Annotated in this window: 7 protein-coding genes and 1 pseudogene; 5 read left to right on the top strand and 3 right to left on the bottom strand. The window is 64.7% G+C overall.

What is annotated here, in order from left to right; genetic code table 11:
• Positions 1-402: 402 nt before the first annotated feature.
• Positions 403-636 (bottom strand): annotated as a pseudogene (locus FS320_RS29330) (magnesium chelatase domain-containing protein); the annotation flags it as partial.
• Positions 637-923: 287 nt separating this feature from the next.
• Between FS320_RS29330 and FS320_RS29325 the strand changes: the two are divergent.
• Both FS320_RS29325 and FS320_RS29320 read left to right on the top strand, forming a co-directional pair.
• Entirely contained in the window at positions 924-2,036 is a 1,113-nt protein-coding gene (locus FS320_RS29325) for a sensor histidine kinase (protein ID WP_152715795.1), read from the top strand.
• Complete coding sequence (locus FS320_RS29320; protein WP_152715794.1) at positions 2,011-2,481, top strand: response regulator; 471 nt, start codon at positions 2,011-2,013, stop codon at positions 2,479-2,481. Before FS320_RS29325 ends, FS320_RS29320 begins: the two co-directional genes overlap by 26 nt.
• 9 nt (positions 2,482-2,490) lie before the next feature.
• Here the strand turns inward: FS320_RS29320 and mutS are convergent, their stop codons facing one another.
• The gene (gene mutS / locus FS320_RS29315; RefSeq protein ID WP_152715793.1) at positions 2,491-5,217 is read right to left on the bottom strand and encodes a DNA mismatch repair protein MutS; all 2,727 of its coding nucleotides are present in this window, start codon (positions 5,215-5,217) and stop codon (positions 2,491-2,493) included.
• A gap of 150 nt (positions 5,218-5,367) precedes the next feature.
• Between mutS and FS320_RS29310 the strand changes: the two genes are divergently transcribed.
• Positions 5,368-7,659 (top strand): NADP-dependent malic enzyme, encoded by a 2,292-nt coding sequence (locus FS320_RS29310; protein WP_152715792.1) that lies wholly within the window; start codon positions 5,368-5,370, stop codon positions 7,657-7,659.
• An 18-nt stretch (positions 7,660-7,677) separates the two neighbouring features.
• Here FS320_RS29310 and FS320_RS29305 read toward each other — a convergent pair whose 3' ends face one another.
• Complete coding sequence (locus FS320_RS29305; RefSeq protein ID WP_152715791.1) at positions 7,678-8,799, bottom strand: DUF305 domain-containing protein; 1,122 nt, start codon at positions 8,797-8,799, stop codon at positions 7,678-7,680.
• Positions 8,800-8,988: 189 nt separating this feature from the next.
• Between FS320_RS29305 and FS320_RS29300 the strand changes: the two genes are divergently transcribed.
• Positions 8,989-9,600 (top strand): HAD family hydrolase, encoded by a 612-nt coding sequence (locus FS320_RS29300; protein ID WP_152715790.1) that lies wholly within the window; start codon positions 8,989-8,991, stop codon positions 9,598-9,600.
• Between the two features lie 42 nt (positions 9,601-9,642).
• Positions 9,643-12,108, top strand: coding sequence for an ATP-dependent helicase HrpB (gene hrpB / locus FS320_RS29295; protein WP_152715789.1), 2,466 nt, complete (start codon positions 9,643-9,645; stop codon positions 12,106-12,108).
• Positions 12,109-12,283: the final 175 nt, after the last annotated feature.

Raw genomic sequence — 12,283 nt, 5'->3', positions numbered from 1 at the left:
ATGCGTTTGCCCGGCAAATGCGGCTCCATCCGATCCCACTGGTGATCTTTCAACATCAGACGAACTCCGCTCACCCAAGCCTCCGCGCCCAAAAGGAGCTTGAATCAGATTTGCGAGTCCGTCGAAAGCCTGAATGTCAACGCGCTCTAAGGCATGTGGCGAGAATTCCCTCTGGTTAGATTTCAGTGCACTTTGCATAAACCTCACTGGTTCACACATGCTTGCGTTTCTATGTAACGTAGAGTTCTGATCCGATAGGTCTCAGAAATAGCGGTGTGGGAGCAACAATGTGCCGTGTGGGTCGCAGAGGTGAGGTCCCGATGTATGGGCAAGGCAATTGGACCAATAACCTTGACTTTCCAAAGCTTTGCTGTTTGCCCACACTCTCGCATGTGACAGTCGGCTGCCCTCCTTCGGCAGATCGGCGGGAGCGAGGTTGACCGTGATGCGTTTCGCCGGCAGGGCAAGGCCTGAGGCGATCAGGGCAGAGCGGACGCGCTCGCGGGATTCCGCCACCGCCTTGTCGGGCAGGCCAACGATCATGAAGGCGACCGCCCCGGGTGAAATCTGCACTTGCACATCGACAGCACGCGCCTCGATCCCTTCGAACGCAACAGTGGAAACGCGCATGACCATCCGGTTGAACCTCCCGCAGAGATTCGATGTTAGCGCGGTCATTTGAAACGCGATAGTGTTGCTATGTCTATTCCGCAGGGGTGGTGCGACTTGGCAAGCCGATAGCGGAACCCTCCCGCCATCGTCGCGTTGAGTTCCACTGTGTCGCGCGCGGCATCTCGAAAAAACTCGCGCGAGCACAAGGGTTCTATCATCGACGGGGCAGTACCTGGCATGGGGCGAATTCTCTTCTCAATCGAGCAAGCACGGTTGGTCCATGAGATCTCGAGTGGCGTCCAGAGATCGTAATGCTGGCCGAAACCCACGTGTCTCCTTCGCAACGAACGTCAGACCTCGCGGAGGCTCGCTTCAGGGCCGCCTTCCGATCCTTGCCCATGCCCATCTTGATGGTCGATCCGAACCGGGTGCGAGCCCCTGTCATTTTCGCCAACGAGGCCTTTTTCGATCTGACCGGCTATTCCCCTGACGAGGTGCTCGGCCAAAGCTGGCAGTTCCTTCAGGTCCCTGGCGCGGAGATGGCTTCCCTGGACGTTGTCGATGCCGCCTTGCACCGTGGGGAAGCTTTCGAGACCGAGTTCTTGAGCTGTCGGAAGGACGGATCCTCGTTCTGGAGTTCTTTGGCTCTCTCGCCGGTCCATGACGAGGCTGGCCATCTCCGGTCGGTCACCGTGCTGCTGAACGATGTCAGCGCGAAGAAGCAGGTCGACCGGGACCTTATCGAGACGAAGCAGTTCCTGGAGGAGCAGATCGAGCGCCGGACCCAGGACCTCCAGACAGCGCTTGAACAGAAGACGGCGCTTCTCCACGAGGTCGAGCACCGGGCGAAGAACAGCCTCCAGATGACGGCCTCCCTGGTTCTCCTGAAGGCGCGCCGCCTTCAGAACCCGGAGGCGCGAAAGGTCCTGCATGAGACCGCCGAACGGGTCAGCGCGCTCTCGGCAGCACACCGGCTTCTCTACACGGCAGGCGATGTGAGCCGTCTCAACCTGAAAGAATTCACTGCGGAACTCGCCGGGGAATTGGTCATGGCCTTGCCCGACGGGCAGGTCGATCTCAACCTCAATATCCAGCCTCTCGGCGTTCCGGCCTCCAAGGCGGCGGCGCTTGCTCTTCTGCTGAACGAGGTCATCGGCAACGCCGTTAAGCATGCTTTCCCGAATGGGCGCCAGGGGCAATTGACAATTGAGATTGGACGGGCCGAAAACGGCCTGAAAATTGCCGTCGAGGACGACGGGGTGGGGCTCGATCATTCACCCCCGCCTGAAGGAAGTTTTGGAAAAACCTTGATCACGATGTTGGTCCATCAGTTGAAGGGGCGGTTGACTTGGCACGACAGGAAGCCAGGTACACGCGCTGAGATCGTGATGCCCGTCGATGCGGAGGAGACCCAGTTTGAGTAGCGAGAAGCCGTTGCGCATCCTCATCGTCGAGGATGAGATCCTGATCGCGCTCGAACTCGAAAGCCTGCTGCAGGATCTGGGCCACGACGTCGTCGGAATGGCAGCCTCGTCCCGGGACGCTCTCTCCCTCGGCCAGGAACTCAAGCCGGATCTCGCCTTCGTCGATATTCATCTGGCCGACGGGCCGACCGGCGTCGACGTGGCGCGCCATCTCGCAGCCCAGCATCAGGTCACCGTGCTGTTCATGACGGCGAACACCAAGCGCATTCCTGAGGATTTTGCCGGAGCCTGGGGCGTCATCGCAAAGCCCTATACGGAACGTGGCGTCCGCGAGGCCTTGGGCTATGTCATGGCCGGGCAGTCCCGCGAGCCTGATGACGCCCGGACGGTGACCTTCGTCCCTTTCGGCGCAGCCCCTCGCGAGCGTAGCTCCCAAGTGTCCTGACGCTTCGCTCTATTTCTGGGCCTTGAGCCGGTAGAGCGCATCGAGCGCCTCTCTCGGCGTCATGGCGTCCGGATCCAGAGCATCGAGCGCGTCCCGCAAGGCATCATGCTTCGGAGCCGGTGCGGGCTCGGCACGAACGGGAACGGCAAAGAGGGGCAGGTCGTCCAGGAGCGCCCGCTTCGGCGCTTCGCGATCCGATTTTTCCAACTCGCTCAGGATGGTCTTCGCCCGGTCGACGACAGGTGCCGGCAGGCCGGCAAGTCGCGCAACCTGCAGGCCGTAGGAGCGATCGGCGGCGCCAGGCACCACCTCATGCAGGAACACCACCTCGCCATGCCACTCGGTGACCTTCAGAGTCGCGTTGGAGATCCGTGGCATGCGCTCGGCAAGTGCCGTCAGCTCATGGAAATGGGTCGCGAACAGGGCGCGACAGCGGTTTGTCTCGTGCAGGTGCTCGATGGCCGCCCAGGCGATGGAGAGACCGTCGAAGGTGGCGGTGCCGCGGCCGATCTCGTCGAGGATGACCAGCGAGCGGGCGGTTGCCTGGTTGAGGATGGCGGCGGTCTCCACCATCTCGACCATGAACGTCGAACGGCCGCGCGCCAGATCGTCGGCAGCACCGACGCGGGAGAAGAGCCGGTCGACGATGCCGATATGGGCCTCTTTCGCCGGAACGTAGGACCCCATCTGCGCGAGCACCACGATCAGCGCGTTCTGGCGCAGATAGGTGGACTTGCCGCCCATGTTCGGGCCGGTGATCAGCAGGATGTGGCCCGCATCCTTGCCCGAGAGGTCCGAGTCGTTGGCGATGAACGGAGTGCCCTCGCGCTTAAGGGCCGCCTCGACAACAGGGTGGCGGCCGCCCTTGATGGTGAAGGCAAGGCCGGTATCGACGACGGGCCTGGTCCAATCGAGCCGCATGGCGAGATCCGCAAGGGCCGCGGTCACGTCGATGACGGCGGTCGCTTCGGCGGCAGCCGCCACGTCGCCGGCGAGATCGAGAAGCGCCTGCACCATCTCGTCGAAAAGCGCGAGTTCGATCTTCAGCGCCCGGTCGGCCGCGGACGCGATCTTCGATTCGAGCTCGCCGAGTTCCATGGTCGAGAAACGCATGGCGCCCGCCATGGTCTGGCGGTGGACGAAGGTGTCCTTCCACGGTTCCTTCAGCAGGTCCTCGCCCACATTCTGCGGCACCTCCACGAAGTAGCCGATCATGTGATTGTGCTTGACGCGCAAGGACCGGCAGCCGGTCTCATTGGCGTAGCGCGCCTGGAGGGCGGCGATGAAGCGGCGCGAATCCTGCTGCAGCTCGCGCAGCTCTTCGAGACCCGGATCGAAGCCCGTACGGATGAAACCGCCATCGCGCTTGAGCAACGGCAATTCGTCCGCCAGGGAGGCCGCAAGGCGGTCCGCCACATCCGTGCGAAGGCCCTGGAGCACCTGCGCGGCCCCGGATAGCTCCTTCGGCAGATTGGGTGCGATCGCCAATTCGAGGCCCAACTCACGTGCCGCGAACAGGCCGTCACGGACGCAGGCCAGATCCCGCGGGCCGCCGCGTCCGAGGCTGAGGCGCGAGAGCGCCCTGGCCAGATCGGGCGAGCGCTTGAGGATGCGCCGCAGACGGTCGCGCAGATCGTTGTTCTCGACGAGAGTCGTGACGGAATCCTGCCGCTCGCGGATTTGGCCCGGATGGGTGAGGGGGCCGGCGAGCCGCTCGGCGAGCAGCCGGGCGCCGCCCGGCGTCACCGTGCAGTCGATGGTGGCGAGCAGGCTCCCCGCCCGCTCGCCTGAGAGGGTGCGGGTGAGTTCCAGATTGGCGCGGGTCGCCGCATCGATGGCGAGCGCCGCCCCGGAGGTATCGCGGGAGGGCGGGTTGAGCGCCGGGCGGCTGTCGATCTGCGTCTTCTCGACATAGAAGAGCGCGCTGCCCGCCGCCGTGACCTCGGCGGGGCTGAAGGCCCCGAAGGCATCGAGCGTCGCAACCCCGAAATAATCCTTCAGCCGCCGTTCGGCAGAGGCCGGGTCGAGCCCCTCGCGGGACAGGGGCGTAATGGCGGCGCGCGTCTCCTGCCAGAAGCTCCTGAGCTCCGGATCGTCGTGGATGACGTCGGGCACCAGAATCTCTCGTGGCTCGAAACGGGCGATCTCGGCGGAAAGGCCCGTGCCGTCCGTCTCGCTCAGGACGAAATGACCTGTGGATATGTCGACGGCGGCAAGCCCGTAGCACCATTGCGTATCGGAGGCGCGGCGGCGGGCGATGGCCAGCAGGTAATTGGCCCGGCCGGGCTCGAGCAGGCGCTCCTCGGTGATCGTGCCGGGGGTGACGAGGCGGACCACATCGCGGCGCACGACCGATTTGGAGCCGCGCTTCTTCGCCTCCGCCGGATCCTCGGTCTGCTCGCAGACGGCGACCCGGTGGCCGAGGCCGATCAACCGCTGGAGGTAGTCGTCCGCCCGCTCCACGGGCACGCCGCACATGGGGATGTCCTGCCCCTGATGCTTGCCGCGCTTGGTCAGCACGATGCCGAGGGACTGGCTCGCGATCTCCGCATCTTCGAAGAACAATTCGTAGAAATCGCCCATCCGATAGAAGAGCAGGCTGTCCGGGTTGGCCGCCTTGATCTCGATATACTGCGCCATCATGGGTGTGACGCGGCTGTCCTGCGGGAGCGTGGGTGCAGGTGCGGCGCTCGAATCGACGGTCTCGGGAGACTTATATGCGGTTTGGGACGACATCCGCCCTGTTTAGCAAAGCCTGAGGCCCCTTTCATCCGTGTCATACGGTCCAAAGGGCGGATGTGGACAAGTCTTGAGGAAGGCGCCTCCTATGCCTTAAGGTCGCATCCCCCTTTGGAAACGCCTCGTATCAAAAAGAAACCATATCTCATGACCGACGATCAGCGCCCGATCCGCAGCAAACGCCCCACCTTCACCGATCAGGAGGCGCTGCAGTTCCATGCTCAGGGAAGACCCGGCAAGCTCGAGGTCGTCCCGACCAAGCCCATGGCGACCCAGCGCGATCTGTCGCTGGCCTATTCGCCGGGCGTCGCGGTGCCGGTGCTGGCCATCGCCGAGAACCCGTCCTGCGCCTTCGACTACACCACCCGCTCCAACATGGTGGCGGTGATCTCGAACGGAACCGCGATCCTCGGCCTCGGCAATCTCGGTGCGCTCGCCTCGAAGCCCGTGATGGAGGGCAAGGCGGTCCTGTTCAAGCGCTTCGCCGATGTGGATTCGATCGACCTCGAGGTCGATACGGAGGATGCGGACGCCTTCATCAACTGCGTGCGCTATCTCGGTCCGTCCTTCGGCGGCATCAACCTGGAGGACATCAAGGCGCCGGAATGCTTCATCATCGAGGAGCGCCTGCGGGAACTGATGGACATTCCCGTCTTCCACGACGATCAGCACGGCACGGCGATCATCGCGGCGGCGGGCCTCATCAATGCGCTTCATCTGACCGGCCGCGACATGGCGAAGACCAGGCTCGTGGTGAACGGCGCGGGCGCCGCCGGCATCGCCTGCACCGAGCTTCTCAAGGCCATGGGCTTTGCGCCAAACAACGTCATTCTCTGCGACACCAAAGGCGTGATCTACAAGGGCCGCACCGAGGGCATGAACCAGTGGAAATCGGGCCATGCCGCCGAGACGGATGCCCGCACCCTGGCAGACGCCCTGAACGGGGCCGACGCGGTGTTCGGCCTCTCGGCCAAGGGTGCGTTCACGGACGAGATGATCCGCTCCATGGCGCCCAATCCGATCATTTTCGCCATGGCCAATCCCGACCCGGAAATCACGCCGGAAGAGGTCGCCCGGATCCGCGACGACGTGATCATCGCCACGGGCCGCTCCGATTATCCGAACCAGGTCAACAACGTCCTCGGCTTCCCCTACATCTTCCGCGGCGCGCTCGACGTCCAGGCGACCACGATCAACATGGAGATGAAGATCGCGGCCGCCCAGGCGCTGGCGGAACTCGCCCGCGAGGATGTCCCCGACGAGGTGGCGGCAGCCTATCAGGGCTCGCGTCCGCGCTTCGGGCGGGAATACATCATCCCCGTGCCCTTCGATCCGCGCCTGATCCATACGATCCCCATGGCGGTGGCGAAGGCCGCCATGGATACGGAAGTTGCACGCCGTCCCATCGTCGACATGCGCTCCTACAAGGCGCAGCTCTCGGCACGGCGCGATCCGGTGGCCGGCACGCTCAACCGCATCTTCGAGCGCGTGCGCAAGTTCCCGAAGCGCGTCGTGTTCGCGGAGGGCGAGGAGGAGCAGGTGATTCGCGCCGCCCTGTCCTTCGTCAACCAGGGACTCGGCAAGGCCATTCTCGTCGGCCGCGAGGATCGCATCCAGGAAACGGCCACTCAGGCGGGCATCGAGCTCGAAGGCCGCGAGGGCATCGAGATCCACAATGCGCGCCTGTCGCACCGCAACGCGACCTATGCGCAATTCCTCTATGAGCGCCTGCAGCGTAACGGGTATCTGTTCCGCGACTGCCAGCGCATGATCAACCAGGACCGCAACCATTTTGCAGCTTCCATGGTGGCGCTCGGCGATGCGGACGCCATGGTGACGGGCGCGACGCGCAATTACTCGACGGCGCTTGCCGACGTGCGCCACGTGATCGACGCGAAGCCTGGTCATCGCGTCATCGGCGTTTCGCTCTGCCTTGCCCGCGGCCGCACGGTTCTCGTGGCGGATACGGCCATCCACGAGATGCCGAGCGCGCAGGAACTCGCCGAGATCGCCATGGAATCCGCCGGTGTCGCCCGCCGTCTCGGCTACGAGCCGCGCGTGGCACTCCTGTCCTTCTCGACCTTCGGACATCCGAAGGCGGAACGGGCGGAGAAGATCCAGGAGGCCGTCGAGATCCTCGACGAGCTGCGCGTCGATTTCGAATACGACGGCGAGATGTCCGCCGACGTGGCGCTCAACCGGGACGTGATGGCGCAATACCCGTTCTGCCGCCTCACGGGGCCGGCGAACGTGCTCGTCATGCCGGCATTCCACTCCGCCTCGATCTCGACCAAGCTGCTGCAGGAGCTTGGCGGCGCGATGGTGCTGGGGCCCCTCGTGGTGGGTCTCGACAAGCCGGTGCAGATCGTCTCCCTCGGCGCGACCGACAGCGACATCGTCAACATGGCGGCGCTCGCGGCCTATAATATCGGCGGATAAATCCTCCGGGCAGCTCCCTCAATGCCGATGCGTTGAGGGGGCCTGCTCTCGTCGATCCGCGCTTGCATCTCCGGCAGGAACGAGGAGCGAAAAGGTTGCTGCTTCCACCGCCGCCAAGCCTTCGCTGCCATGCATGAGCTCGATCTCGCCGCGCTGCGCATGGCGCAGGGCCTCATCCGCCATGGCGATCGCGCCCTGGTGATGCGTGGTCATGAGCGTGATGAACAGCGGATCGAAGGCGTCGCTGTTCGTGCGGCGCAGGCCGTCGATCTGCTCCGACGAGAGCATGCCGGGCATGGTGGCGTGCTCCTCGGGAGCGGCCGGCGGCAGATCACCGCCGAACCAGCTGCGCCACCATTGCTGGAAGATGGCGATTTCGCCTTTCTGGTCGGCTGCCATCAGACGGGCGAGATTTTTGAGATGCGGATCCCGAGCCTTCTCGATGGCGGTCTGGGCGAGCTCGACGCCTTGAGCATGATGAGCCGCCATGCGCCGCATATAGCTCTGATCGAAGGCCGGGCTCTCTCCCATCCAGGGCAGTTCCCGGTTCTGCCAGCCCAGGAAGGCGATGAAGCCGAGCACCAGAAGGCCTGTGGCGGCGAGCGTCGTCCAGACGGCCGTGAAACGCCCGTGCGGCGAGGGGAGCCGACCTCTGAGCCAATCGCGCAGCCAGGGAAAGAGCGGGTACATGGAGGCGGAGACCGCGTGAACCAGGAAGCCGATCCAGTAGGGCTGGTTCAGGGTGAAGATCGGCTGCCAGAAGGGAATGAGCGGCACCAGGACAAACCATTCGAAGGCCGAGGTGAACAGGGCCCAGGGCAGGGCGATGAAGAGAAGGGTCCGAGGCTTCAATCCTGCGGTCCACCGCCCGAGCAGCCAAAAGAAGATGACGGCCCAGGTGAAATCCGCCCATTGATGGAAAAGGATGCCAGCCGCGATGGCGGGCCAGGAGGGTTCGCTCTGTAGCATCCCGTCCCGAAGCGGAATGGTCGCGACAACCATCCAGTCGACGACCGCATCGCGGCCGATCCTGCCTGCGAGGAATTGGCTGACAAGGGTCGAAAAGGTGCTGGAGATCAGGCCGAGAAGCGCAGCGGCGCGCCAATTCAACCGCCTTTGGGACCCAAGTAAACCGGCCATCCCGCCCCCATCTTGCTGCCTCAAGCCAGGACACAAACGCTGGAGGAGCGCTCTTGATCCCGCCAAGCTTCAACTTGGCTCCAGGCTCGATCCCCAGGCCACGACGAGAGCCCATCGATCTTGAGAGTGGCGCGGCGGCTTTCCAGAAGCTAAATGCCTGAGAGGATCATCGAGGAAAAAGCTCTGGCCATGACCAAGCCTACCAAAGTCGTGTTCGATATCGGCAATGTTCTGCTGCGCTGGGATCCGCGCAATCTCTACCGCCGGATCTTCGACGACGAGAAGCAGATGGAGTGGTTCCTTGCCCATGTCTGCACCCCTGACTGGAACGTGGAGCAGGACCGAGGTCGCGACTGGGACGAGGCGGTGGCTCTCCTGGTCAAGGATCACCCGAAACACGAGACGCAGATCCGCGCCTTCCACGAGCGCTGGGACGAGACCGTTTCCGGCGTCTTCGAGGATCACGTAGCCCTGCTGCTGCGTTTGAGGGAAGCGGGCGTGCCGAACTACTGCATCACGAATTTCTCCGGCCCCAAATTCGTTCTGGCGCAGGAGCGCTTCCCGTTCCTGTCGGACTTCGACGGCATCATCGTCTCAGGCGACGAGCGCCTGCTGAAGCCCGATCCGGCCATCTACCATCTCCTGCTCGTCCGCTATGGGCTCAGGGCCGGAGACTGCGTGTTCATCGACGATTCCAAGGCTAATGTGGAAGCGGCCCGCGCCGTCGGCATGCATGCGATCCATTGCGTCGAGCCCATCGATCTTGCAGCGGAACTGCGGGGGTATGGATTCCCGGTGTGATGAACAGCTTGCTCTCTCGGGCCGCTTGAGCCATCAGGCGGCATGCGTGCTTTCGACACCTCCCTTCCCATCGATGCCGTCCTCGACGATCTGACGGCGAGCCTTCGTGCTCGGTCGAATGCCGTCCTCGTTGCCCCTCCCGGCGCGGGCAAGACCACGCGCGTGCCCCTGGTGCTGCTCGACGAGCCCTGGGTGAATGGCAACAAGATCATCGTGCTGGAGCCTCGGCGCCTGGCCGCGCGGGCGGCTGCGGCACGCATGGCGCAGACGCTCGGCGAGGCGGCGGGAGAGACGGTGGGCTTGCGCGTCCGCCTCGGGTCCAAGATCAGCCGCAAGACGCGGGTCGAGGTGGTGACCGAGGGCGTCTTCGCCCGCATGATCCTGGACGACCCATCGCTCGAGGGTGTCGCGGCGGTTCTCTTCGACGAGTTTCATGAGCGCTCCCTCGACGCGGATCTCGGCCTCGCCCTGGCGCTCGATGCTCAGGCGGGCCTGAGGGAGGACCTTCGCCTCCTCGTCATGTCTGCGACCCTGGATGGTGCGCGTGTGGCCAGGCTCCTGAGCGAAGCGCCCGTCATCGAGTCGGAAGGCCGCGCCTATCCGGTCGAGACCCGCTATCTCGGGCGCGATCCCAACCGCCGCATCGACGATCAGGTGGCGGATGCGGTCACCCGCGCCTTGCGGGCCGAGACGGGCTCCATCCTGGTGTTCCTGCCGGGGCAAGGCGAGATCCGCCGTGTCGAGGCGATGCTGCGCGAGCGCATCGGCAATCCTATGGTCGATATCGCGCCGCTCTACGGCGCTCTGGAACGAGGCGAGCAGGACCTTGCGGTGAGCCCTGCGAAACCCGGACGCCGCAAGGTGGTGCTCGCCACTTCGATCGCCGAGACGTCGCTCACCATCGAGGGTGTGCGGGTCGTGATCGATTCAGGGCTTGCCCGCGTGCCGGTCTACGAGCCGAATATTGGCCTCACGCGGCTAGAAACGGTGCGCGTCGCCCGCGCCGCCGCCGATCAGCGCCGGGGCCGCGCGGGCCGCACCGAGCCGGGCGTGAGCTATCGGCTCTGGGAAGAAGCCGCGAACGGCGCGCTCGAGCCGTTCGGACGGCCGGAAATTTTGTCGGCCGATCTCGCGCCCCTGCTGCTCGATTGCGCTGCCTGGGGCGTCATCGATCCGACGTCGCTCGCATTCCTCGATCCACCGCCCGCACCGGCGCTGAAAGAGGCGCGAACGCTGCTGCAGCAGCTCGGCGCGCTCGACAACGAGGGACGCATCACGGAAGTGGGCCGCCGCCTGCGCGATCTGCCCTTGCCACCACGTCTCGCGCGGATGGTGCTGCTTGCCGGTGAAAGCGGGCAAGCACGCGATGCCGCGGATCTTGCAGCCGTTCTCGTTGAGCGCGGGCTGGGTGGCGATGCGGTGGATCTTGCCGAGCGCGTCGAGCGCTTCCGACGCGACCGGTCGGGCAGGGCGCAAGACATGCGGCGCATGGCGGAGGGCTGGGCCAAGGGCGCCGCCCCCGCATCCACCGGCGAACCGCATTCCATCGGCGCGCTGCTGACGCTGGCCTATCCCGACAGGCTCGCGAAGGCTCGGGGCAAGACGGGCGAGTATCTCATGGCCAATGGGCGCGGTGCCGTGCTCGAAGCGCACGAGCGGCTGGCGAAGGAGCCTTACCTCGCCATCGCCGAGATCGCAGGCGGTGCCGCCTCGGCACGCATTCTGGCCGCGGCTTCCATATCGTCGGATGAGATCGAAAGCCTGTTCGGGGAGGCCATCGAGCAGCGCGACGAGATCGCCTTCGACCGGCAGGCAAAGGCTCTGCGGGCGCGTGGGGTTCGTCGCCTTGGTGCCTTGCTCCTGAACGAACGCCCCCTGAAAGTCCCGGCAACGGAGGAGGCGGCGCAGGCGCTTGCCGAAGGTCTCGTCGCGCTGGGCCTCGATGCCTTGCCCTTGTCGAAGGCGTTGGCGCAATGGCGCGAGCGCGTGATGTTCCTGCGACAGGCCGAAGGAGACGAGTGGCCGGACCTCTCCGACGAGGCGCTGATCGAAGGCGCGGACGAGTGGCTGGCGCCTCATCTTGTCGGCAAGAGCGGCCTTGGCGAGATCGGTCCCGATCTGTTGAGCGAGGCCCTGCGCAGTCTGCTGCCCTGGAATTTGCAGCGGCGCCTCGATGCGGAGGCGCCGACCCATATCGAGGTGCCGACTGGATCGCAGATCCCGATCGATTACGGCACGGAGGAGGGGCCCGTCCTTGCCGTGCGGGTGCAGGAGCTGTTCGGCCTCGACAAGCATCCGACCATTGCGGCCGGGCGAGTACCGCTCATCCTGCATCTGCTTTCGCCGGCACAGCGTCCGATTCAGATCACCCGCGACCTGCCGGGGTTCTGGCGCGGATCCTGGGCAGCGGTGCGGGCCGACATGCGCGGACAATACCCGAAGCATCCCTGGCCGGAGGATCCGCTCACCGCGCCGCCGACGCGGCGTGCCAAACCGCGCGGGACATAGGCTCAAGCCTCAACAAGTCAGCAGATATCGTCGGCATGCAGAGAGGCTAGAGCGCGTTGACATTCATTTGGTCCAGATGAACGCGCTGACGAGGCAAAGGATTGACATAAACGCCCGTGGGGTCTGTTCGTAGCGCGTGGCGATGCGTCTGAAGTGCTTGATTTTCAGGAAGAAG

Origin of the sequence: Microvirga tunisiensis, assembly GCF_009296175.1 — a bacterium.
GTDB classification, from domain to species: Bacteria; Pseudomonadota; Alphaproteobacteria; order Rhizobiales; family Beijerinckiaceae; genus Microvirga; species Microvirga tunisiensis.
Note: the sequence above shows the minus strand (reverse complement) of the source record. Positions and strands in the feature narration are given on the sequence as shown.

Bases quoted from the DNA above. Each gene is read 5' to 3' on its own strand.
- FS320_RS29325 (WP_152715795.1), top strand. From the start codon at position 924: ATGCTGGCCGAAACCCACGTGTCTCCTTCGCAACGAACGTCAGACCTC.
- FS320_RS29320 (WP_152715794.1), top strand. From the start codon at position 2,011: ATGCGGAGGAGACCCAGTTTGAGTAGCGAGAAGCCGTTGCGCATCCTC.
- mutS (WP_152715793.1), bottom strand. From the start codon at position 5,217: ATGTCGTCCCAAACCGCATATAAGTCTCCCGAGACCGTCGATTCGAGC.
- FS320_RS29310 (WP_152715792.1), top strand. From the start codon at position 5,368: ATGACCGACGATCAGCGCCCGATCCGCAGCAAACGCCCCACCTTCACC.
- FS320_RS29305 (WP_152715791.1), bottom strand. From the start codon at position 8,799: ATGGCCGGTTTACTTGGGTCCCAAAGGCGGTTGAATTGGCGCGCCGCT.
- FS320_RS29300 (WP_152715790.1), top strand. From the start codon at position 8,989: ATGACCAAGCCTACCAAAGTCGTGTTCGATATCGGCAATGTTCTGCTG.
- hrpB (WP_152715789.1), top strand. From the start codon at position 9,643: ATGCGTGCTTTCGACACCTCCCTTCCCATCGATGCCGTCCTCGACGAT.